General features: G+C 65.9%; 21 protein-coding genes and 1 pseudogene. 8 read left to right on the top strand and 14 right to left on the bottom strand.

Annotation, left to right across the window (positions count from 1 at the left end; genetic code table 11):
- Window positions 1-88 precede the first annotated feature (88 nt).
- Window positions 89-1,378, top strand: a complete 1,290-nt coding sequence (locus ACIBJI_RS36795; RefSeq protein WP_364358471.1) for a glycosyltransferase 87 family protein — start codon at window positions 89-91, stop codon at window positions 1,376-1,378.
- An 18-nt stretch (window positions 1,379-1,396) separates the two neighbouring features.
- On the opposite strand, the gene ACIBJI_RS36800 is transcribed toward ACIBJI_RS36795, so the two are convergent.
- Window positions 1,397-2,686: a M18 family aminopeptidase gene (locus tag ACIBJI_RS36800; protein ID WP_396959587.1), complete on the bottom strand. Its 1,290-nt coding sequence runs from the start codon at window positions 2,684-2,686 to the stop codon at window positions 1,397-1,399.
- Window positions 2,687-3,044: 358 nt separating this feature from the next.
- Window positions 3,045-3,470, bottom strand: a complete 426-nt coding sequence (locus tag ACIBJI_RS36805; protein WP_364358480.1) for a MarR family transcriptional regulator — start codon at window positions 3,468-3,470, stop codon at window positions 3,045-3,047.
- 49 nt (window positions 3,471-3,519) lie between these two features.
- Here ACIBJI_RS36805 and ACIBJI_RS36810 point away from each other — a divergent pair, with 49 nt between their 5' ends.
- Complete coding sequence (locus ACIBJI_RS36810) at window positions 3,520-4,596, top strand: substrate-binding domain-containing protein (RefSeq protein ID WP_364358483.1); 1,077 nt, start codon at window positions 3,520-3,522, stop codon at window positions 4,594-4,596.
- A 26-nt stretch (window positions 4,597-4,622) separates the two neighbouring features.
- Here ACIBJI_RS36810 and purQ read toward each other — a convergent pair whose 3' ends face one another.
- Together purQ and purS are read right to left on the bottom strand one after the other, a co-directional pair.
- A complete protein-coding gene (gene purQ, locus ACIBJI_RS36815; RefSeq protein WP_364358486.1) occupies window positions 4,623-5,321 on the bottom strand; it encodes a phosphoribosylformylglycinamidine synthase subunit PurQ in 699 nt (232 codons plus the stop codon).
- A complete protein-coding gene (gene purS / locus ACIBJI_RS36820) occupies window positions 5,318-5,557 on the bottom strand; it encodes a phosphoribosylformylglycinamidine synthase subunit PurS (protein WP_040686358.1) in 240 nt (79 codons plus the stop codon). Before purS ends, purQ begins: the two co-directional genes overlap by 4 nt.
- Before the next feature lie 95 nt (window positions 5,558-5,652).
- Between purS and ACIBJI_RS36825 the strand changes: the two genes are divergently transcribed.
- The gene (locus ACIBJI_RS36825; RefSeq protein WP_364358490.1) at window positions 5,653-6,297 is read left to right on the top strand and encodes an MBL fold metallo-hydrolase; all 645 of its coding nucleotides are present in this window, start codon (window positions 5,653-5,655) and stop codon (window positions 6,295-6,297) included.
- An 87-nt stretch (window positions 6,298-6,384) separates the two neighbouring features.
- Here the strand turns inward: ACIBJI_RS36825 and ACIBJI_RS36830 are convergent, their stop codons facing one another.
- Window positions 6,385-7,749, bottom strand: coding sequence for a dipeptidase (locus tag ACIBJI_RS36830; protein ID WP_396959593.1), 1,365 nt, complete (start codon window positions 7,747-7,749; stop codon window positions 6,385-6,387).
- A gap of 232 nt (window positions 7,750-7,981) precedes the next feature.
- Here ACIBJI_RS36830 and ACIBJI_RS36835 point away from each other — a divergent pair, with 232 nt between their 5' ends.
- Entirely contained in the window at window positions 7,982-9,391 is a 1,410-nt protein-coding gene (locus ACIBJI_RS36835; protein ID WP_396959595.1) for a glutamate decarboxylase, read from the top strand.
- Between the two features lie 137 nt (window positions 9,392-9,528).
- Here ACIBJI_RS36835 and ACIBJI_RS36840 read toward each other — a convergent pair whose 3' ends face one another.
- On the bottom strand, window positions 9,529-10,230 hold the full coding sequence (locus tag ACIBJI_RS36840) for a DUF2334 domain-containing protein (RefSeq protein ID WP_396959597.1): 702 nt from the start codon (window positions 10,228-10,230) through the stop codon (window positions 9,529-9,531).
- Between the two features lie 103 nt (window positions 10,231-10,333).
- Here ACIBJI_RS36840 and ACIBJI_RS36845 point away from each other — a divergent pair, with 103 nt between their 5' ends.
- Window positions 10,334-10,624, top strand: a complete 291-nt coding sequence (locus ACIBJI_RS36845) for a hypothetical protein (RefSeq protein WP_397087857.1) — start codon at window positions 10,334-10,336, stop codon at window positions 10,622-10,624.
- Window position 10,625: 1 nt separating this feature from the next.
- Here ACIBJI_RS36845 and ACIBJI_RS36850 read toward each other — a convergent pair whose 3' ends face one another.
- The 3 genes from ACIBJI_RS36850 to ACIBJI_RS36860 all read right to left on the bottom strand — a co-directional run bounded on the left by ACIBJI_RS36850 (window position 10,626) and on the right by ACIBJI_RS36860 (window position 13,502).
- Window positions 10,626-10,844, bottom strand: a complete 219-nt coding sequence (locus tag ACIBJI_RS36850; protein ID WP_364358505.1) for a nitroreductase family protein — start codon at window positions 10,842-10,844, stop codon at window positions 10,626-10,628.
- An 87-nt stretch (window positions 10,845-10,931) separates the two neighbouring features.
- On the bottom strand, window positions 10,932-13,121 hold the full coding sequence (locus ACIBJI_RS36855; RefSeq protein ID WP_397087859.1) for a S9 family peptidase: 2,190 nt from the start codon (window positions 13,119-13,121) through the stop codon (window positions 10,932-10,934).
- Window positions 13,122-13,130: 9 nt separating this feature from the next.
- The gene (locus ACIBJI_RS36860; RefSeq protein ID WP_364358510.1) at window positions 13,131-13,502 is read right to left on the bottom strand and encodes a MerR family transcriptional regulator; all 372 of its coding nucleotides are present in this window, start codon (window positions 13,500-13,502) and stop codon (window positions 13,131-13,133) included.
- A gap of 185 nt (window positions 13,503-13,687) precedes the next feature.
- Between ACIBJI_RS36860 and ACIBJI_RS36865 the strand changes: the two genes are divergently transcribed.
- Together ACIBJI_RS36865 and ACIBJI_RS36870 are read left to right on the top strand one after the other, a co-directional pair.
- Window positions 13,688-14,776, top strand: coding sequence for an alkene reductase (locus ACIBJI_RS36865; protein WP_397087861.1), 1,089 nt, complete (start codon window positions 13,688-13,690; stop codon window positions 14,774-14,776).
- A gap of 41 nt (window positions 14,777-14,817) precedes the next feature.
- The gene (locus ACIBJI_RS36870; RefSeq protein WP_364358516.1) at window positions 14,818-15,861 is read left to right on the top strand and encodes a DUF2330 domain-containing protein; all 1,044 of its coding nucleotides are present in this window, start codon (window positions 14,818-14,820) and stop codon (window positions 15,859-15,861) included.
- Window positions 15,862-15,863: 2 nt separating this feature from the next.
- Here the strand turns inward: ACIBJI_RS36870 and ACIBJI_RS36875 are convergent.
- From ACIBJI_RS36875 to ACIBJI_RS36895, 5 genes and pseudogenes are all read right to left on the bottom strand, one after another.
- Window positions 15,864-15,992, bottom strand: a pseudogene (locus tag ACIBJI_RS36875) (esterase family protein); the annotation flags it as partial.
- Between the two features lie 150 nt (window positions 15,993-16,142).
- On the bottom strand, window positions 16,143-16,565 hold the full coding sequence (locus ACIBJI_RS36880; protein WP_364358519.1) for an HIT family protein: 423 nt from the start codon (window positions 16,563-16,565) through the stop codon (window positions 16,143-16,145).
- 21 nt (window positions 16,566-16,586) lie between these two features.
- Window positions 16,587-18,008: an adenylosuccinate lyase gene (purB, locus tag ACIBJI_RS36885; protein WP_364358522.1), complete on the bottom strand. Its 1,422-nt coding sequence runs from the start codon at window positions 18,006-18,008 to the stop codon at window positions 16,587-16,589.
- A gap of 83 nt (window positions 18,009-18,091) precedes the next feature.
- Window positions 18,092-18,802, bottom strand: coding sequence for a TetR family transcriptional regulator (locus tag ACIBJI_RS36890; RefSeq protein ID WP_364358525.1), 711 nt, complete (start codon window positions 18,800-18,802; stop codon window positions 18,092-18,094).
- A gap of 143 nt (window positions 18,803-18,945) precedes the next feature.
- Complete coding sequence (locus tag ACIBJI_RS36895; RefSeq protein ID WP_364358528.1) at window positions 18,946-20,112, bottom strand: pyridoxal phosphate-dependent aminotransferase; 1,167 nt, start codon at window positions 20,110-20,112, stop codon at window positions 18,946-18,948.
- Between the two features lie 132 nt (window positions 20,113-20,244).
- On the opposite strand from ACIBJI_RS36895, the gene ACIBJI_RS36900 reads away from it, so the two are divergent.
- The gene (locus tag ACIBJI_RS36900) at window positions 20,245-21,219 is read left to right on the top strand and encodes a M23 family metallopeptidase (RefSeq protein ID WP_397087864.1); all 975 of its coding nucleotides are present in this window, start codon (window positions 20,245-20,247) and stop codon (window positions 21,217-21,219) included.
- Window positions 21,220-21,519: the final 300 nt, after the last annotated feature.

Genomic DNA, 21,519 nt, shown 5'->3' on the forward strand with positions numbered 1-21,519 from the left:
GACCGGTCGTCCGGATCGCCGGTTTTTCGGCCGCGGATGCCTCGGGTCGGCACACATCGCGCGAGCTCGCAACCGCTACGCTTTGGCCGTGAACGATCGATCGGGGGTTGCGGATCCGGCCGAGCAGCCCGTCACCACGCAGAACACTCGGCTCGAACTCGACTCGGCTGTCTCGCCGCGATTCTCATTGTCGAACCCGCAGGTGCGCTGGCTGTTGATCGCCGTCGCGATGTTCGCCGTATCGGCCATCGTCTCGCTGGTGGTGCACTGGTGGAACGGATACATCGATCTCCAGGTCTATCGCAACGGTGCGCGCGTCTGGCTCGACGACGGCGAGTTGTACGGACCGATGCCCCCGGTCGAGGGGATCGGGCTGCCCTTCACCTATCCCCCGCTGGCCGCCCTGTTCTTCGCACCGCTCGCGCTGATGCCGCTGCCGCTGGCCGAGGTGCTGGTGACCGCCACCTCGGTGCTCAGTCTTGGCATCACACTGTGGTTGGTGCTCGCGCGACTGCGCCCGAGCCTCGAGCGGCGGACCATGCTCGCGCTGGTCATCGGTGTGGTCGCAGTGGCACAGATGTCCGAACCGATCCGGCAGACCTTCGGCTTCGGTCAGATCAATCTGGTGCTGATGGCCGCGGTCACCATGGATTGCCTTGTCCGCAAACCCGTCTGGCCGCGCGGCATGCTGATCGGCATCGCGGTTTCGGTGAAATTGATTCCGGCCGGATATCTGCTGTACTTCCTGCTACGCCGGGATTGGAAGGCGGCGGGCACGCTGATCGTCTCCGCGATCGTCGCGGTCGGACTCGGATTCCTGCTGTTCCCGAGTGATTCGGCCGAATACTGGTTCCACACCCTTGCCGATACCGGCCGCATCGGCCCGCCGTACTTCGCGGGCAATCAGTCGATCAAGGGCATGGCCTTTCGCATCGGCGTCTCCGACTCGCTGGCCACCATGATCTGGATCACACTGTCGCTCATCGCGATTGCCCTGGCCGCGGTGTGGATGCACCGGCTGCTCGCAGCGGGGCAGCAGGTCGCCGCACTGATGGTGAACGCTGCCGCGGTACTGCTGGTGTCCCCGGTTTCCTGGTCGCACCACTGGGTTTGGATCGCCCCCGCCATCCTGGTCGCCGCCGACGCCATCGCCCGCGGCACCCGCAACCGCTGGTTCATCGGCTCCGTCGCCGCCTGCACCGTCCTGTTCATGATCGGCCCCCAATGGCTCCTGCCGCACTCGAAGGACCTGGAACTCGGCTGGGCCTGGTGGCAACAGCTCATCGGCAGCAGTTACGTTCTCGTCACGCTGGCGGTATTCGTTGTCGCCGTCATCACCTACCACCCGGCAACTCGGGAAAAATCCGCAACTGCGTAGCGCCACGCGTCGGCGAAGCTACGGTGCGGGGGTCAGGAAGGCGGCTAGTGCGGCGGCGTAGGCCGAAACATCTTCTGCGCCCATGATTTCACGGGCCGAGTGCATAGCCAGCTGGGCTGCGCCTACATCGACGGTGGGCATGCCGGTGCGGGCCGCGGTCATCGGGCCGATGGTGGAGCCGCAGGGGAGATCGGCGCGGTGCACGTAGCGCTGCAGGGGGACCTCGGCTTGGGCGCAGGCCAGGGCGAAGGCACCCGCACCCGCCGCGTCGGTTGCGTAGCGCAGGTTCTGGTTGACCTTGAGTACCGGGCCGCCGTTGACCTCGATGCGATGGGCGGGCTCATGGCGGTCCGGGTAGTTGGGGTGCGTCGCGTGTGCCATATCGCCGGAGGCGCAGACGGATCCGGCCAGCGCGGCCAAGTATTCGGCGCGGCCGCCGCCACGTGCGAGCACGATGCGCTCGAGCACCGTCGGCAGCAGATCCGACTGCGCGCCGCGATCGGACTGACTGCCGACCTCCTCGTGATCGAACATCGCCAGCACCGGAATGTTCGCACCGGGCTCCTCGATCGCCGCGAGGAAGGCATTCAATCCGGCATAGCAGGTGCCCTGATTGTCCAGGCGCGGCGCGCTCACCAGATCGCGGTCCCGGCCGACCAACCGGCTCGGTGCCAGATCATGGGTCATCAGCTCCCAGCCGAGCACAGACCGCGGATCGACCTCGGCATATTCGGCGACGAATTCGAGGAATGAGCGCGGCTGCGCACCCAGACCCCAGATCGCATTGACATGCCGCTGCGGATCCAGCGTGACACCGCGGCGATCCTCCGATAGGTGGATGGCCAACTGCGGCACCCGCAGAATCGGTTCATCGATGCGAACCAGCTGGTCTCGCACCGCATTTCCGTCGCGCACGCTGAGCCGCCCGGAGATGCCGAGTTCCCGGTCCAGCCACGAATTCAGCCAGGCTCCGCCATAGGGCTCCAAACCGACCAGCTGCCAGCCCACCGCGGCCAGATCCGGATACTGCTTCACCCGCAGGTTCGGACTGTCGGTGTGCGCACCGACCACCCGAAACGGCGTCACACCGGCGGAATCGGCCGTCGCCCACGCGACCAGCGAACCGCCGCGCACAACGTAATGGCGACTCGGCCCATCCGAGGGCCACGGCTGCGATTCCGCGAGCGGGGTGAAGCCGTGGGAGTCCAGCTCCCGCGCGACCGTCCGGCACACGTGGAACGGCGACGGTGAAGCGTCGATGAAGGCGCACAACCCGGCGGCCGTGGCAGCGGTAGTGGAAACGGGCATGCCTGCGATCCTATGCAGACCGGGCAGTCCGCCTGACCCGCGCACCCAGCGCTCGGCCGCCGCTGCGGTTCAACAGCCCGCAGGGACCGAAGCAGGCGCCGTCGAAGTGCCGCTGCACCACCGAGAACACGCCACCGACCGTGTTGCGGCGGCAGGCCTCGGCGAATACGCGTTCTCATCGCCGAAAATCACCGTCGCGGTGCAGTACAACTCGGTCTCGTCGTACGCCGATGGTCAAATATTCGGGCAGCACAATGAGGCCTCGGAACATAACCCGAGTAATGGTAAATTCCGCGCGATCAGCGCAACCGGACATTCATCGGACTAATTCATCCGATGAAAGTCTTACCAATTTGAACTACTCTGCGGAAACGAGCTCGAGCAAACGCATCAGCTCGGCATAACGCCGCACACCGATACGCGAACGCAACTCCTGCTCCGCGTGCTCCTCCTCGGCGCGCACCGCGTCGACCAGATCCGAACCGAGCCGGCTCAGCCCGATCAGGATGCGGCGGCGGTCGTCCTCCGCGGCAATCCGGAAGATGAGGCCGCGTTCGGCGAGTGCGTCGGCATGCCTGGTCGCCGAGGACGGCGGTAGCTGCGACCTGGCCGCGAGCTCACTCATGGTGACCCCGAACCCGGTGGACAGATTCGACAGCATCGACCATTGATCGGCCGTCAGTTGCCTGGCGCACAGGGCGGCGTCGAGGTGATCCAGCCAACGCCGTTGTGCGGCACGCAGCGCACCATGCAGCGTGGAATATCCGCTTACAATGGTCGTCATTATTTCCTGCCTGCCATGAATTTCGCTCGAACGAGAAGAAGAGTACCGAATGTCAGCGTTCGGCGAGGGCCCAGACGGCACGATCGAGATACTGAACATAGTCCCGATGCAGGGACCGGGCGGTATCGTTGCGGCGTCATGCGATGCGGCGATTTCCCTCGCGGTCAACGAAATCAATGCTGGGACGGGTTTTCTGGGCCGCGAAATTCGTACTACGAATATCGATGGCGGCCGGAATCCGCGCGAGGTCGCCGATGAGGTTTCCGCGCTGCTCGCCACCGGAATGGTGCACGCGATCACCGGCTGGCACACCTCGGCGGTGCGACTGGCCGTCGCGCGGGCCAATGCCAGTCGGGTGCCCTATCTTTTCGCCACCGGACACGAGGGTCTCACCAATGAGCTACCCGGGGTGCTGATGCTCGGGGAGCATCCGGCGGACCAGACCTTGCCCGCGGTGCACTGGCTGCAGCGCGAACACGGTGTGCGCCGCTGGGCGATCATCGGCAACGACTACATCTGGCCGCGCGAATCGGCCAAGGCGGTGCGCCGTAGCCTGGCCGATCCGAGCGCCATCGTGCTGGAGCGATTCGTACCGCTCGGCGCACCGGACTTCACGGAATTCCTCGACCATCCCGCATTGGACCAGGCCGACGCCGTCATGATCCTGATGGTCGGCGCGGATGTCTCCCGCTTCAACCGGCAGTTCGCCGCCACCGGCCGCGCCGACACGCTGCCGCGCGTCAGCCCGGCCGCCGACGAGAACGTACTGCTGACCGCCGGTGCCGAGGCCAACCACAACTTCTACGTGGCATCGAGCTTCTTCGTCGACCCGCACACCGACGACGGCCGTGACCGGCTGGCCCGCTACCGCCGACTACACGGCACCTTCGCACCCGCACTGACCAGCTTCAGCAATATGAGCTACGAGGCGATCCACACCCTGCGCGCGATCGGCGAGACGGCCGGATCACTACACGTACCCGACGTACACGCGGCACTCGATCAGGGCGTACTACTCGAAACCCCCGGAGGCACACGGGGCTTCCTCGGAAACCAAGCCCAGCAGCCCGGCTACATCGCGCTGGCCAATGGCGTCGATTTCGACGTCATCGCCCAGATCACCTAGCCGTGCGCTTGCCGACGGCGTGGTGGCTAGGCCGAAACCAAGGTGTCGAGTACCGAGAGGAACAGGCCGAGGCCGTCATCGCTCGGGCCGGTCAGCGGCTCGGTGGCGTGTTCGGGATGCGGCATCAGGCCGACGATCCGGCCATCGGCCGAAGAGACACCCGCGATATCGCGTTGGGAGCCGTTCGGATTGTCACCGGCGTAGCGGAAGACCACCCGACCCTCGCCCTCGAGTTCGTCGAGCACACGATCGGAGGCCTGGTAGCGGCCCTCGGCGTTCTTGACCGGGATGAGAATCTGGGCACCGGGCTCGAAACGCGAGGTCCATGCGGTATTCGCGGTTTCGACGCGCAGCCATTCGTCACGGCAGACGAAGTGCAGACCCTCGTTGCGGGTCAGCGCGCCGGGCAGCAGACCGGCCTCGCACAAAACCTGGAAACCGTTGCAGATGCCCAGGATCGGCAGGCCCCGACCCGCGGCCTTGACGACCTCACCCATCACCGGGGCGAACCGGGCGATGGCACCGGCGCGCAGGTAGTCACCATAGGAGAAGCCGCCGGGCACGATCACCGCGTCGACCTGCTTCAGATCGGCATCGGCATGCCACAGGCTGACCGCCTCGGCACCCGCCAACTTCACTGCCCGTGCGGCATCGACATCGTCGAGCGTGCCGGGAAAAGTAATGACCCCGATCCGCGCCGTCGTGCTTGTGATTCGCTCGCTCATGCCGAAACCCGCACGACCTTCCAGTCCTCGATCACGGTGTTGGCGAGCAGCGCCTCGGCGATCTGTTCGAGCTCCGCGTCGCTGACACTGTCGTCGACATCGAGTTCGAATCGCTTGCCCTGCCGTACATCCGACACTCCGGCGAATCCCAGGCGCGGGAGCGCGCCGGCGATGGCCTGACCCTGCGGATCCAGGATCTCGGCCTTCGGCATCACCTCGACCACGACTCGTGCCACGCGTTGCTCCTCAGGTGGTGTTGGGGTTACCTGAGCAGCGTAGTTGTCCAGCTTGTCCGAGCTACGGTCGGGGTCGAGTCAAATAGCATGGCCCCATGCGCATAGCCCACTTCGGCCACTCCTGCATCCTCGTCGAATTGCACGGCAAGAAGGTGCTGTTCGATCCGGGCACCTTCTCGCACGGCTTCGAGGGCATTACCGGCCTGGACGCCATCGCCGTCACCCACCAGCATCCCGACCATATCGATCCGAGCCGGATCGAGGCGCTGCTCGACAACAACCCGAACGCACGCCTGTTCAGCGATCCACAGACCGCACAGCAGCGCGGCGAACCATGGGAGGCAGTGCACGCGGGCAATGTGATCACCCTCGGCGATCTCCGGATCACCGGAGGCGGCGGCCGACACGCCGTGATCCACCCGGAGATCCCGGTGATCGATAACACGGTCTTCCAACTCGGCACCCCGGACGACCCGGCCCAACTCGTGCACCCCGGCGACTCGCTCTGGGTGCCACCGGTGCCGGTCGGCGTCCTCGCCATCCCCGCATCCGCCCCGTGGATGCGAATCAGCGAGGCCATCGACTACCTGCGCGCCGTCTCCCCTCGCACCGCCTTCCCCATCCACTTCGGCATCATCCAGCCCGAAGCCCAAGGCATCTACTTCGGCCGCCTAGCCGAAATGGGCCCCACCAATACAGAATTCACGGTCATCGCCCCCGAGTCCCAGCGCGACCTCTGATACCTGGACTGTTGATCACCATGTATCCCTGGCGGCAAACGTCGAGCGGATCCGCCACGGATGCGTGGTGATCGGGCGTCCAACACCTCAGGGGGCGTGTTCGGCGTAGGTGGCGAGGAAGAGGGCCTCGGCGAGGGCCATGTGTTCGATTTCAGAGGGGTCGACGCTCTCGTTGGGGGCGTGGATGAGGCATTTGGGCTCTTCGACGCCCAGCAGCATGATCTCGGCGTGCGGGTAGGTGTCGGCGAAGACATTGCACAGTGGGATCGAACCGCCCTGACCCTGGGTAGTGGTCGCGCGACCGTATGAGGCGGTGAGTGCGGCTTCCATGGCGGTGCGCGCGGGACCGCCGCTGGCCGAGCGGAACGGCGCGCCGGTCCCCTCGGTTTCCACGCTGATTTTCGCGCTCCACGGCGTATGCGACAGCAGGTGTGCGGTCAGCAGTTCCAGCGCCTGATCTGGATCGGTGCCCGGCGGAATGCGTAGGTTCAGCCGGGCTCGCGCGGCGGGCTGGATTGCCGCCGCTGAGCCCACGACCTTCGGTGCGTCGATCCCGAGCACAGTCAAAGCCGGTCGCGCCCAGAGCATATCGGCGACGGTGCCGTTACCGGTGAGTTCGACACCGCCGAGTACGCCTGCGTCAGCGCGGAATTGGTCCGCCAAGTACTGCACACCGGTCCAACGCTGATCATTGGGCAGACCGGCCACGGTGGTGTTGCCGTATTCGTCGCGTAACGAGGCGAGCAGGTGGATCAGCGCGGCCAGCGCATCGGGGGCGGGACCGCCGAACATGCCGGAATGCATTGGCCCGGCGAGGGTTTCGATGGTGACGACCACGTTGACATTGCCGCGTAAGGACTCGGTCAAGGTCGGCATCCCGATCGCGAAATTGCCGCAGTCGCCGATCAGAATCGCATCCGCGCGCAAAAGATCCGGATTGGCCTCGACGAATTGTTCGAGTCCGCCGGTGCCCTGCTCCTCGGAACCCTCCGCGACCAGCGTCACCCCGAGCGGCAGATCCGCGCCGAGTGCCCGCAGCGCGGTCAGGTGCATCACGATATTGCCCTTGCAGTCCGCACTGCCACGCCCGTACCAGCGGCCGTCCTTCTCGGTCAGCTCCCAGACCGGCGTGCGCCAGGCATCGTCGTCGAGCGGCGGCTGCACGTCGTAGTGGCAGTACAGCAATACCGTGGGCGCACCGTCCAGCGCGGGACGCGAGGCGATGACGGCCTTGCTGCCATCGGGAGTTTCGTGCAGCCCCACCTTGGTCAGACCCGCCCCGGCGAATGCGTCGGCCACCCACTGCGCGGTCCGGTTGCAGTCCTCCGGTGGGAACTGCCGGGGATCGGCCACCGACTTGAACGAAACCAGTTGGGTGAGATCGGTTTTCGCCTGCGGCATCAGCGCGGCCACCCGCTGGCGCAGCGCCGCGATGCGGGAGTCGTCGATCATCTGCGAACCTCATTTCCGATCCGATCCAGCACAGAAGCGGCCGACCGCGCGCCGCCCGCCCACTCTGGCATGAACCGCTCGGTGCATACGGAGAAATCACCCGACCGATCGGTCTGTGTCGTCCGGATCGGAACACCGAAAATCCGGTCGCCGCTGTGACATGCTGAAACGTCGACGCTGGTTGCCACTTGTTTTCGCAAACATCACGCAAGCCATGTTCGGAGGCGGTTCGATGACAGAAGAACTGGAGCCCGACGACCTATTCGCCCTGCCGGGCCTGCGCCGGTCGGCACCGAAGGCCGGATTCCCGACAAACGAGTTGATCCCGCAGGTCGCCTACGAGATCGTGCACGACGAGCTGATGCTCGACGGCGTCTCCCGGATGAATCTGGCGACCTTCTGCACCACCTGGGTCGACGACCAGGCGCGCAGACTGATGAACGAAGCCCTGGACAAGAACATCGTCGACAAGGACGAATACCCGCAGACCGCCGAATTGGAGCGCCGGTGCGTGCGGATGGTCGCCGATCTTTGGCATGCGCCGGATCCGGCGGGCACGCACGGCACCTCCACCACCGGCTCGAGTGAGGCCGCGATGCTCGGCGGTCTGGCCGCCAAATTCCGCTGGCGCAAACGCGGCGGCACCGGAACCCCGAACTTCGTCTGCGGCCCGGTGCAGGTGTGCTGGGAAAAGTTCGCGCGCTATTTCGATGTGGAGATCCGCCAGATTCCGCTGCGCGGGGACCGGCTGACCATGCATCCCGAAGATGTGGCCGCCTACTGCGACGCGAACACCATCATGGTGGTGCCGACCTTCGGGCAGACCTATACCGGCTTGTTCGAGGATGTCGCCGGGATAAGCCGGGCACTGGACCGGCTGCAGGAGGTCAGCGGCCTGGATATCCCGATCCATGTCGACGCCGCCAGCGGCGGATTCCTCGCGCCGTTCACCGCACCCGATCTGATCTGGGATTTCCGACTGTCGCGGGTCAAATCGATCAATGCCTCCGGCCACAAGACCGGGCTGGCACCGCTCGGCTCGGGCTGGGCGATCTGGCGCGAGGCCGCCGATCTGCCCGAGGAGCTGATCTTCAATGTGGATTACCTCGGCGGCAGCATGGCCACCTTCAATCTCAACTTCTCCCGCCCCGGCGGGCAGGTGATCACCTCTTACTACGAATTCATCCGGCTCGGCCACACCGGATACACCCGTCTACAGTCCCAGCTCTACCACGTCGCCCAGCATGTGGCCGATGGCCTGCTGAAACTCGGGCCGTTCGAGATGATCCACGGCGGCGATCCGCATCGTGGCATCGCGGCGGTGTCGTGGCGGCTGACCGAGGATGTCGGGTTCAATCTCTATGAACTGTCGGATCGGCTGCGGACCAGGGGTTGGCTGATCGCCGCGTATCCGTTGCCCGCCGACCGCGAGCACGAGACGATCATGCGCGCACTGGTCCGGCACGGGTTCAGCATCGATATGGCCGACCTACTGCTCGCCGATATCGCGCGCGGCATGGAGCAACTGGAGAAGCATCCACAATCCAAACCGCTCACTCGAGAGGAAGCGGGCGGATTCACGCATAACGCGACCGCGGCCGTACCGAGCGAGAAGGCGAAAGCCGTCCGGCCCCGATCTTGACCGCCGAGCGCTCAGCCACCGAATAGCGCTGGCGCAGAATTGATTTCGCCGCGCGCCGCCGCCCGATCACGCCATTACGGGCGGCGGCGCCTCGTGTAGGCGGTGCCGACCACCCACACGGCTTCGGGCAGACCTGATCAGGCCGCCTTGACGGCGGCGAACGGCTCCCAGCGGTACACCTCGCTGGACGCGCCGTGGAACAGCGCGAGATCGACCGCATCGAGCATCGCCTGCCGCGGACCGGAACGGCCGAGCTGAGCGGCGGAAACGGCCAAGCGCAGCACACCGCCGCGACGTGCGGTCCTGGCCGCACCGAGCACCAGCGCGCGGCACCACCACGGTTCGGCGCGGAAACCCTCGCCCATGCCGTAGACGCGCGCCTTCTGGGCGATATTGCGCTCGAGATCGAGAATCGAGGTCAGCCCGAGCGCGAGCCGGAAACCGGCCTCGGGCAGCGCCTCGATGGCGCCCGCCGAGGCATCCCAGCGCGGAGCCGCGAACAACCGGGTGCGCAATTCCACCTGCTCGAGCACGCGATCCGCCGCGGTCAGCCGCAGGCGCGCCTCGTGCCGGGGCAGGGTGGCGAATTCGGCTCGGCGCCGCTTGGTCGCCGCCTGGTCGTAGCCGTGCAGCACGATCGCATCACCGCGGGCCCGCCGGCCACGCAGCCATGCCTGCGTCGCCGGATCTTCCACCAGCCGGTAGCCGCCCTTCAACCGAGGCGCGATCAGCAGCGAAAGCCGCACATCGCGGCGATCCATTTCGGCCGCGAATTCGATAGCCGCGTCCCGCGTGGTGTCCCGGATCCCGGAAATCGACACGATCAGCTCAGCGTTCATGACCTCACGGTGCCAGCCGCAGATGTACTCGGCGTGCAGGGCGGATGACCCGCCGACGAACACTTCGTCACACCCGCGGCACATCTGACCTAAGATCTCCGGCGTGAAGACAGCCCTGCTCAGCGCTCTGTCAGTTCCACTCCTGCTCATCGCACCGGCGACCGCCCTAGCCGATCCGGACGCCCCCCAGATCTTCAGCCAAGACAAAACATGCACTGCGACACAGGGGTTCGTCAACCAGGTGCGCAGCCGCACGCCGGACGCGACGCCGGATCAGATCGCCGACGCCTATATCGCGATCATGGATGCGAACGGCGCATATCAGGGAATCGAGCAATACCGCGACAGCGATCGCGCAACGTTCCTGGACAACATGCGCACCTGCGGCCTCTGATTTACCACCGTTCCCAGTGCAGTACCTGCTCCCTCGGCACCCGGACCGCGGGTTTGAAGTCGGTGCCGAGGGTGTAGGCCAGCGGGATGAATGCCGCGAGCATCACCGTGTCGTACGGAATCCCCAGTGCCGCAGCTAGTTCGCGTTCCAGCGGCCCCTGCGCACTGGTCCAGGTGGTGCCGAGTCCGCGAGCGCGCGCGGCGAGCATGAAGCTCCACACCGCGGCGCCCCCAGCTCACGGCGCTGCTCGGCAAACTATTGGCCCCCACCGGGTGAGCGGCCGGGGTGCACCGACCGCTCACCCGACCTACGCGTCGGCCAGGCCGAGGGTGCTCAGCAGCCAGGCGTATTCGAAGGCGACTTCCTTCCACTGCTCGTAGCGGCCGCTGACACCGCCATGGCCCGCACTCATTTCGGTCTTGAGCAGTAGCGGGGTGTCACCGGTCTTGGTCGCGCGCAGTTTGGCGACCCACTTGGCGGGTTCGACATAGAGCACGCGGGTGTCATTGATGCCGGTGACCGCCAGGATGGCCGGGTAGTCCTTGGCTTCGATGTTCTCATAGGGCGCGTAGGACTTCATGTAGTCGTAGACGTCCTTGTCCGCCAATGGATTCCCCCACTCGTCCCATTCGATGACGGTAAGCGGCAGCGACGGGTCCAGGATCGAGGTGAGCGGGTCGACGAACGGCACGTTGGTCAGAATGCCCCTGAACAGCTCGGGCGCCATATTCGCCACCGCGCCCATCAGCAGACCGCCCGCGCTGCCGCCATCGGCGACCAGCCGGTCCGCCGAGGTGACACGGGTATCGATGAGATGCCTTGCGCAGGAGATGAAGTCGGTGAAGGTGTTCTTCTTGGTGCGCGTCTTGCCGTTCTCGTACCAGAGCCGCCCCATTTCACCGCCGCCGCGCACATGCGCCACCGCGAACACCATGCCGCGGTCGAGCAGCGAAAGCCGCGATAACGAGAAGGACGGATCAATAGGGGTCTCGTAGGAGCCATATCCGTACAGCAGCAGCGGTTTCGGACCCGCGGGCAGCCCCTTCTTGCGCACCAGCGAGATCGGAATCCGGGTGCCGTCCGCGGCGATCGCCCAATCGCGTTCCTGCTCATAGTCGTTCGCGTCATAGCCGCCGAGTACCGGCTGCTCCTTGCGCAGCAACAGCTCACCGGTGGCCGGGACATAGTCGAAGACCTGCATCGGTGTGATGAACGAGGTCAACCCGATCCGCAGCGTCGGCTGCTCCCACTCCGGATTGCGGCCGGAACCGACCGCGAAGAGTTCCAGATCGAACTCGAGTTCGCGCCGCTCGCCGTAGCCGGATTCGGTCAGCGGCCAAATGGCAATGCGGGGAAGGGCTTCGCGCCGATAGCTCAGCACCAGATGATCGGCGAACGGATCGATGTCCTCGAGCCGCACGTCGTCGCGGTGGCCGATCAGCAGCGTCATATTCGACGGATCCGATACCGGGGCCTCGGCGAGTACGAAGTTCTGCGCTTTCACCCCGTCCACGACGTCGTTGTGCAGGATCAGGAAACGGTCCTCACCGCCGACCACGGCATGGTCCACCGAGTACTCGACACCTTCGCGACGCGGAATAACGACCCGGAAATCCCCTTCCGGATTATCGGATTCGAGTACCCAGGCCTCGCTGGTGATCTTGGAGCCGAGCCAGATCATCAGGTACTTCTCCGAGCGCGTCGAGCCGATGCTCACCCAGTAGCGCTCATCGGGCTCGTGGAAGACCTTGACATCGTCATCCTTGGCCGTGCCGAGCCGGTGCCGCCACACGGTGTCGGGCCGCCAGGATTCGTCGACCGTCTGATAGAAGACGTGCGTGCCGTCCAGCGACCAGGTCGCGCCGGGTGCGGTGCCCGCGATCTCGTCGGCGAGCTCCTCCCCGGTGCGCAGATCCTTGAAGCGCAGCAGGTAGCGCTCGTCACCGCTGGTGTCGACCGAGTACGCGAGCAGGTTGCCGTCATGGCTGACCGAGAACGCGCCGAGCGTGAAGAAGTCGTGTCCCTCGGCGGCCTGGTTGCTGTCCAGCAGCACCTGCTCGCCGGGAATCTCGGTATCGGCCTCGAGTTGCGGCGGGGTCCAGGCGTCGATCCCCTCGGCTCCCGCCGGGGCAATGATGGGACAGCGGCAGTGCACGCCGTACTGTTTGCCCTCGAAGCTGCGCGAGTAGTACCAGTACTCGCCGATCCGGGTCGGCACCGACAGATCGGTCTCCTGGGTGCGCGCCTTGATCTCGTCGTAGAGCTTGTCCCGCAGCCCGCCCAGATGCGCCGTCTGCGCCTCGGTGTAGGCGTTCTCCGCCTCCAGATAGGCGATGACCTCGGGATTTTCCTTATCGCGGAGCCATTCGTACTCGTCGATGAAGACGTCGCCGTGGTGCACCCGCTCGGTGCGCACCTGCTTGGCGACCGGGGCCGTCACCACGGCCGATTCATCACCCGGACCGGCGAGCGTTCCGGTTCCACTGTCGAGAGCCATGGGCCCACCCTACTGTTCGGGCTGCACACCGCCCGCCGCTCGGATGATCTCGTCGAGTACCGCGCCCGCCCGGTGCAGATCGGTCATGGCCTGGTCGATGCGGCGGCGCTCCTCGGCCAGCTTGTCCACCAGGAACGGTGTCGCCAGTTCGTTCGGCGTGCCATCTTCGTCGTGGATACACGGCAGCAGCTGGCTGACAGTATCGCTGCCGATGCCCGCGGCGAACATTTCACGAATGCGCAGCACCCGCGCGACCGCCGACTCCGGATATTCACGCTGACCACCGGAGCTGCGCTCGGATCCGAGCATGCCCTTGGCCTCGTAGTACCGCAGCGACCGGACGCTCACCCCGGTCCGCTCGGCCAGCTCACCGATGCGCATATCTGTTCCGCCTTCCCGGACCTTTGCCGACAAGTGAGTGCAACGGAAGGCGCGCTGCGGGTCGGCGGCCACGCACGAAGAGCTGCTGGACGTTCCCGACGAGTTACCCATGCGCTCCCGAGATCAGCCGTTGCGGTGTCGAGCTTACTTGACCTCACATCGATGTCAGGTTTTATGGTGCCGTCATGCAGCTATTGAGCGAATATCGCAACAACGTTCTGGCCCTGCCCAATCACATCGTCATGTCACCGATGACCCGGTTGCGTTCGCATCCGGACGGTTCGCCGACCGCCGATGTGGTCGACTACTACGCGCAGCGGGCCACGGCCGGACTGATCGTGACCGAGGGCATCTGGCCGCATTCGACCGGCCAGAGCGAGGCCTGGGTGCCGGGCCTGCAGACCGGCCGCCATGTCGATGCCTGGCGGCAGGTCACCGAGGCGGTGCACGCGGCGGGCGGGCGGATCGTCGCACAGCTGATGCACGGTGGCCGGAAGGGACATCCGTTGGCGCGCGTCGACGGCTCGTGGCCGACCGGACCGTCGGCCGTAGTGGATGACGATCGGCCGCACCTGCTCGACGGCACCAAGGCCGATCCGATCACGCCGGGAGCGTTCAGCCGTGCCGAAATCGCCGCCGTGATCGAGCATTTCGCGGCCGCTGCCGCCAATGCGATCGCGGCGGGCTTCGACGGTGTCGAGATCCACGGGGCCAATAGCTATCTGCTGCACCAGTTCCTGGCCGACAACACCAATCTGCGCACCGATGAATTCGGCGGTTCGATCGAGAACCGCATGCGGGCGCCGCTGGCCATCGTCGACGCGGTCGTCGGTGCCGTCGGGCCGCACCGGACCGCAATTCGGCTATCGCCGGGCAACCCGCAGTTCAATATGTACGAGGCGGATCCGGCACCGCTGTACCGCACATTGGTGGCCGAGTTGGATCGCCGTGACCTTGCCTATCTGCATCTGACCGATAACGACGACTACCCGGCTCTCGCCGACCTGCGGCCGCGTTGGCACGGCACGCTCATCGCGAATATCGGTGAGAACGGCGAACCCACCACCGCGGTCGAGGCCGAGACGGTGCTGCAGCAGGGGCTCGCCGATCTGGTGTCGTTCGGACGCGCCTTCATCGCCAATCCCGATCTGGTGACACGGATTACCTACAATTTGCCGCTCGGTTCGATCCGCGAGGAACTGCTGTACGGGCGCGATGCGGCGGGTTACAGCGACTATCCACGCTGGGGGTTGCGCGAAACGCGGTGCGCCTGAGGTCCGGATGCACGGCCGCGCAGCCCACTAGGCTCGCGGCCATGCGCGCCACAATCGCAATTCGCCTGCTGGCCGTCACGGGGATGCTATTCGCCACCGCCGGAATCGGCACGCTCGCACCGGCGTCCGCATGCGCGTGCGGCGCAGTCGCCAATCCACCCGGGCATCCGGCGTCGGTGCGCGAGGAGACGGCGCTGGTCAGCTGGGACGGACAGCGCGAGACGATGCTCATGCGGCTCACGCTGAAATCCGGTACCGATCAGGCGGCGCTCATCGTGCCGACACCGAAACCGGCGACCGTCGCGGGTGGCTCGGCGGCGACCTTTACCGACCTGGCGAACTTGACCGCGCCCAAGGTTGTTACCCAGCGTCGATGGTTCGGCTCCGGTTCCAGCGACGCCGCGGGCGAGGGCGCTATGACCGCTGCCGGTGGCGGCCCGACCGTCCTCGATCGCGTGCAACTCGGCCCGCTCGAAGCAACCACCCTGTCCGGCGGCAACCTGGACGGCATTCGAAAGTGGCTGAGCGACAACGGCTACGAGATACGTCCCGAGGTGGTCACCACTGTCGAACCATATCTGCGCGAGGGCTGGTCCTTCGTCGCGATGCGCCTCACCAGCGCCCAACCACTCGATGGCGCAATAGATCCGGTGCGCCTGAGCTTCGATTCGGATCGTTTCGTCTATCCGATGCGCATGTCGAGCGCCGCCAAACAGGCCCAGTACGTGCACCTTTACGCGCTGAGCGAGCATCGTGTGCGCCGCAGCGATCCCGATGCCGCCGCCCAAAGTGTGCATGTCGACTTCGCAGGCCGGGTTGCCACATCGGATCCAGAACTCGCGGCGGTGACCACGAATGGCCGCAACTACCTGACCGAACTGCGGGTTTCGATCGATACCCCCGCGGATATCCGCTCCGACTTCGCCTTCGAGGCCGATGCCAGCGACGCGGAGGTCTACCAGACGATCCACCGAACCGAGGATGTTGAACTATTCGGCGTGCCCGCGGGCATCGTCATCCTCGGCACGGCATCCCTGGCCGCGATCGTCGTGGTCTTCGCCATCGTCCGGGTGCTGCGGACCTGACCTCAGGCTCCGATGCCCGGACCGATGGTCGACCAGGAGGCGTGCAGGGTGTCCTGCCAGTAGGGCCAGGAGTGGGTTCCGGTTGGGCTGTATTCGATCTCGGCCGGGATGCCGAGGGCGCGCAGCCGCCTGTTCGAATGGATGCGGCGGCGAGGATAGAGGCCGCATTACCGCCCATGGACAGGCCGCCGATGGCATTGACGCCATTGTCGTATCGGCGTCGATGATCAGCGGTAGCTCCCGCCGACTTTCACGCCGGCACCGCCCAACCCGGCGACGGCTCAGCGATCGAGCGCGCCGCGGATCGAACTCGCCAGATAGTCCAGGTCAGCGCGGCGCGGACTGGTCGGCCGCCCACGTAATCCGAACCCGTCACCGGGCGTCCGCGGAATGACATGCAGATGCACATGGAACACTTCCTGACCCGCGGTCACCCCGTCGGCCAAGAAGAAGTTGACTCCATCACACCCCACCTCGCTGGCCCGCAGCGCTTCGGCCAGCTTCTGCGCCACCTGGAACAACTTCCCCCCGACCACCGGATCCAACTCCGCCAGACTGCGCGCCGCAACCTTAGGCACCACCAGCAAATGCCCGGGCGTCATGGGCCGAATGTCCATGAACGCCACCACATCATCGTCCTCATACACCCAGCTGGCCTCGGCCCGCCCGGCCACAATGTCCCCGAAGATCGTGTACGGATTCACCCGATCACTATGGCCGGTCGGCTAGAGGATCGGGGACGGGGTGTAGCGAGCGGCGTCCGGATACTGGTCCACGAGCTTTTCGACGCCGGCCACCACATCCGAAACCTGAGCTTCTGCCGCGCCGATGAAGGCCGACTTGTCGGCCAGGGCGGCTTCCAATTCGGCACGGTCCAAGGGGAAGCGGGAGTCGGCGGCCAAGCGGTCCAGCAGGTCGGGTTCGCGGCCCTGTTCACGCATGGCGAGGGCGACGGCTACGGCGTGTTCCTTGATTACCTCATGGGCGGTTTCACGGCCCACACCGGCGCGCACGGCGGCGATAAGCATGCGGGTGGTGGCGAGGAAGGGGAGATAGCGGTCGAGTTCGCGGGAGATGACGGCGGGGTAGGCGCCGAATTCGCTGAGCACGGTTAGGAAGGTTTCGATCATGCCGTCGATGGCGAAGAAGGCATCCGGCAGCGCGACACGGCGCACCACCGAGCAGAACACATCGCCCTCGTTCCATTGCGCACCAGCGAGTTCGGCGGCCATCGAGGCATAACCGCGCAGCACCACCTGCAGACCGTTGACGCGCTCGCAGGAGCGGGTGTTCATCTTGTGCGGCATGGCGGAGCTGCCCACCTGCCCGGGCTGGAAGCCCTCGGTGACCAGCTCATGGCCCGCCATCAGCCGAATGGTGTGGGCGAACGACGACGGGCCCGCACCGACCTGAACGAGCGCCGAGAGCACATCGTGATCGAGCGAGCGCGGATACACCTGACCGACACTGGTGAGCACATTCGCGAAACCGAGATGCCGCGCGACCTGCTGCTCCAGCGTCGCCAGCTTGGCCGAATCGCCGCCGAGCAGATCGAGCATGTCCTGCGCGGTGCCCATCGGGCCCTTGATACCGCGCAGCGGGTAGCGGTCGATGAGCTCGCGCAGCCGGGTCAGCGCGATGAGCAGCTCATCGGCGGCGGAGGCGAACCGCTTGCCCAGCGTGGTGGCCTGGGCGGCGACATTGTGCGAACGGCCCGCCATCACCAGCGTGTGGTACTCGGCGGCCCGCTCGGCCAGCCGCGCCGCCACCGCGACACCGTGCGCATGCACATGCTCGAGCGAGAGCCGAATCTGCAACTGCTCGACATTCTCGGTGAGATCACGGCTGGTCATGCCCTTGTGCACATGCTCGTGCCCGGCCAGCGCGTTGAATTCCTCGATGCGCGCCTTCACGTCATGGCGAGTGACCCGCTCACGCTCGGCGATCGAGGCCAGATCCACCTGATCGATGACCCGCTCGTAATCGTCGATGACGCCCGCGGGCAGTCCGATGCCGAGTTCGGACTGCGCCCGCAACACCTCCAGCCACAGCCGCCGCTCGAGCACGATCTTGTTCTCGGGCGACCAGAGATGCACCAACTCCGGGCTGGCGTATCGAGTGGCAAGGACATTCGGGACGAGGCTCACGACTGCACCTCGCTAGCGCTCGGCTCCGTCGTACGCCTGGGCGCTGTGTCTTTGGTTCGCTCGCTGCGCTCTCTCACGTGTTGTCAGTCTAGTGTCCGGAACCTGTCGACCTGCTGCGGCGTCTGTATCTGATGTGGCGCGAGCGGACCCTCTGTGGTTACCCGAGCTACCACCTCCGGGCCGGACGCTCGCACCGGGGGCGCGACGATATCGATGACCTCGAGCAACGCACCGCGCGCCATTCGCCTTGGCTCCGGGTCCATTTCGCTCAGCGCCGCGACCACGGCACCGTCGACCACCGCGACCATCCTGCGCAACTGCTCCGGTCGAACCGCCCGATCGGAGCGGCGCAGTACGTCGGCGAGTAACTCGTCCAGCTGTGCCCTTAGTCGGAGCTGCACTTCGCGCAGTTCCGGATGCCGCGCCGAGGCCACCGAACGTTCATAGCGCGCGATGAGCTGTCCGCGTGCGCCCTCGTCGCTGCCGTCCGACCCCACCAACAGGTCCAACACCAGATCGACGGTCGCCTCCGAGCCGCGTCTGCGGTGGCTCACCTCGCCGACCCGACGCCGCATCGCGTCCAGTTCCGCATTGCCGCTGAATTCGACCGCTCGCGCGATCAGATCATCGAGCGACTCGAAGTAGTACGTCGTCGACGCCAGCGGAAGGTCGGCGCGCGTCGCGACCGAGCGATGCCGCACCGCATCGAATCCGCCTTCGAGTAACAACTCGGCGGCGGCCGCTACCAAAGCCTGGCGACGCCGTTCGCCTTTCGGGGTCGTCGCGGTTATCACCGTGCCATCGTGCCAGTCATCATCAGTTCATCCGTGCGAAATCAGAGAGGAAACCCAGAGAGTGAAAACCCAGCCATCGTTGTTTTACCGCATCTGCTCGTTCAGGGTGCCGAACTGTGCAAACTCATTGTCCGACAGCATGATCAACCACGCAGATAGTGACCCAGCCGAACGAGTGCCGCCTCGATGTCCGCAGTAGCGCCGGCGAAGGAGATCCGTACCGTCCGGTTCCCCGCCGCGGTATCGAAGTCGACTCCGGGGGCCAACGCGACTCCGGTGTGGTCGAGCACCGAGGCGCACCACTTCCTCGAATCATCGGTGAGATGGCCGATATCGGCGTAGGCGTAGAAGGCGCCGTCGGCCGGGGCCAGCTCGGTAATGCCGAGCTTCGGCAACCCCTCCAGCAGCAGTTGCCGATTCACCGCGTAGCGGCGGACGTGACCGTCGAGCTCCTCCTTGGCCTCGGCACCGAACGCGTGCAGCGCCGCGAACTGCGAGACCGCGGGCGGACAGACGGTCATATTGGATGCGAGCCGTTGCAGCGCGGGCCGCAAACCGCTCGGCACCAGCATCCAGCCGAGCCGCCAGCCGGTCATCGAGAAGTACTTCGAGACCGAACCGATGACCACGGATTCGCGCGAGGTCTCCCAGGCCGACGACGTTCGGCCAACGCTGAGGCCCTGGTAGGTGATGCCGTGGTAGATCTCGTCGGAGATCAGCAGAGTGCCGTGCGCATCGCACCAGCGGGCCAGTGCGGAGAGCTCATCGGGATCGATCATGGTGCCGGTCGGGTTGGCCGGACTGGCCACGATCAGGCCGGCGGGAGGTTCCGGCAGCGCTTCCAGCATGGCGACCGTCGGCTGGAATCGGGTTTGCGCACCGCAATCGAGTTCGACCACGCGACAACCAAGCGCGGTGAGGGTGTTGCGGTAGGCCGGATATCCGGGCCTGGCCACCACGACGGTATCCCCGACATCGAACGCGGCCAGGAAGATTAGGGTGAATGCGCCGGAGGATCCGGTCGTCACCACGACGTCATCGGGTTCGACGGCGTATCCGTAGGTATCGCGGTGGTGTTCGGCGATCGCCTCGCGCAGCGGCAGAATGCCGAATGTCTCTGTGTAACCGAGCAATTCGGCATCGATCGCCGCCTTCGTCGCACGCAGCACCGGGGCTGGTGCGGGCGTCGAGGGCTGCCCGGCCGCCAGCACCAGCACATCGCCGTGCGTCCTGGCACGTTCCGCGGCGGCTTTCCAAACATCCATCACGTAGAAAGGTGGAATGGTCGACCGGCGAGATTCTCTGGACACCCGACGTACGGTAGACGGTCCCGCAGGTCGAGTGGGCGCCGATACTCGGCTTTTGTCGACAGGTAGCGAAATGCGACCCACCGCGTGTTTCGGCATGTGTGCGGCATGCGGTACGGGTTATGGTCGGCGTTAATGCTTGACAAGGCTCGCCGGGCGCGGCTGGACCGAGTACCCGGGGTGGGTGGCATCGGTGTCATTCCCCCCGATTGGCGTGCCAAGTTGCGGGAGCGGCGCGAGTCCGAGCTGCGTCGGCGAGCGCACGAGGTGTTCGGCGAGTGCAGGGAAGGCCTGGTCTGGCTGCGTCGGCAACCACCGCCCGACCTGCGCGCGCTGTGGCAGGACCGACCCAAACCCGACTACCGCGCGTTATCGCGCAAGCACCGAATCCTGATCGCCGGGGTCTGTGTCACCGCCGTATTCGCGGCCGCAGATTCCACGTTCGACTGGGGCATCACCGATCGCACGCCCGGCCCGGACGAGTCCCAACGCGTCGCCTTCGCCTATCCACAGCAGATGCAGTCGACACCGCCGTCGGTGAAGCGCTATCTGAATGCCATCGCCAACGGTGAGCGCATCCGTGAGCAGGAGGTCGTGGCGGCCGCGGCACGCGCGACGTTGGAACGTGCCAAGGCCGAGGCGGCCGCGGCCGTGTCCGGCGAGTACCAGCCGTGGCTGGCGGGCAGCGCGCCGGTCACCGCTGGCTCGGTGCTGCCCGGCATCACCAGTATGGTTTTGCCGACGCGCGGCACATTCACCTCCGGATTCGGTTCGCGCTGGGGCACTTTCCACAACGGAATCGATATCGCGGGGCCGATCGGCACACCGATCTATGCCGTTGCCAGCGGCACCGTCATCGATGCGGGACCGGCGCAGGGCTTCGGGCTATGGGTGCGCATCCGGCACGATGACGGCAGCATCACCGTCTACGGCCATATGTACGACTTCTTCGTCTCGGTCGGCGAACGTGTTCCGGCGGGTATGCAGATCGCCCGCATGGGTAACCGTGGTGACTCCACGGGACCGCATCTGCACTTCGAGGTCATAGTCAACGGACAGCACGTCGATCCGCAGCAGTGGTTGGCGGTGCACGGGCTCACGTTCGCCTGAGTTGTTGGCCGCGCCTTCGGCGCGGCGTGTTCGCGGCCCCCTGGTGTCTCGCGTCCGAGCCGTCGAGACTCGCGACTACGTCGCATGCGCTTCGACGACTCGGACGCGAGACGGGCCGCGAACCTCGCTCGTAAGACTCGCTCCGTTGTGGTTACGGAGGCGGGGAGCGATCGGCACCTGATGCGCGCGTGCTGGACGGTCGAGTCCTGCGACTGTGTCACACGCGTTTGAACGGCTCAGACGCGAGACGGGCCGCGAACTCCTCGCTCGTAAGACTCGCTCCCTGATGGTCGTTAGTGC

Origin of the sequence: Nocardia sp. NPDC050408 (genome assembly GCF_044458905.1) — a bacterium.
GTDB lineage: Bacteria > Actinomycetota > Actinomycetes > Mycobacteriales > Mycobacteriaceae > Nocardia.

Excerpts from the sequence above, each read along its gene's own strand:
- ACIBJI_RS36800 (WP_396959587.1), bottom strand. The coding sequence starts at position 2,686 with ATGCCCGTTTCCACTACCGCTGCCACGGCCGCCGGGTTGTGCGCCTTC.
- ACIBJI_RS36805 (WP_364358480.1), bottom strand. The coding sequence starts at position 3,470 with ATGACGACCATTGTAAGCGGATATTCCACGCTGCATGGTGCGCTGCGT.
- ACIBJI_RS36810 (WP_364358483.1), top strand. The coding sequence starts at position 3,520 with ATGTCAGCGTTCGGCGAGGGCCCAGACGGCACGATCGAGATACTGAAC.
- purQ (WP_364358486.1), bottom strand. The coding sequence starts at position 5,321 with ATGAGCGAGCGAATCACAAGCACGACGGCGCGGATCGGGGTCATTACT.
- ACIBJI_RS36825 (WP_364358490.1), top strand. The coding sequence starts at position 5,653 with ATGCGCATAGCCCACTTCGGCCACTCCTGCATCCTCGTCGAATTGCAC.
- ACIBJI_RS36830 (WP_396959593.1), bottom strand. The coding sequence starts at position 7,749 with ATGATCGACGACTCCCGCATCGCGGCGCTGCGCCAGCGGGTGGCCGCG.
- ACIBJI_RS36835 (WP_396959595.1), top strand. The coding sequence starts at position 7,982 with ATGACAGAAGAACTGGAGCCCGACGACCTATTCGCCCTGCCGGGCCTG.
- ACIBJI_RS36840 (WP_396959597.1), bottom strand. The coding sequence starts at position 10,230 with ATGAACGCTGAGCTGATCGTGTCGATTTCCGGGATCCGGGACACCACG.
- ACIBJI_RS36855 (WP_397087859.1), bottom strand. The coding sequence starts at position 13,121 with ATGGCTCTCGACAGTGGAACCGGAACGCTCGCCGGTCCGGGTGATGAA.
- ACIBJI_RS36860 (WP_364358510.1), bottom strand. The coding sequence starts at position 13,502 with ATGCGCATCGGTGAGCTGGCCGAGCGGACCGGGGTGAGCGTCCGGTCG.
- ACIBJI_RS36865 (WP_397087861.1), top strand. The coding sequence starts at position 13,688 with ATGCAGCTATTGAGCGAATATCGCAACAACGTTCTGGCCCTGCCCAAT.
- ACIBJI_RS36870 (WP_364358516.1), top strand. The coding sequence starts at position 14,818 with ATGCGCGCCACAATCGCAATTCGCCTGCTGGCCGTCACGGGGATGCTA.
- ACIBJI_RS36900 (WP_397087864.1), top strand. The coding sequence starts at position 20,245 with ATGCTTGACAAGGCTCGCCGGGCGCGGCTGGACCGAGTACCCGGGGTG.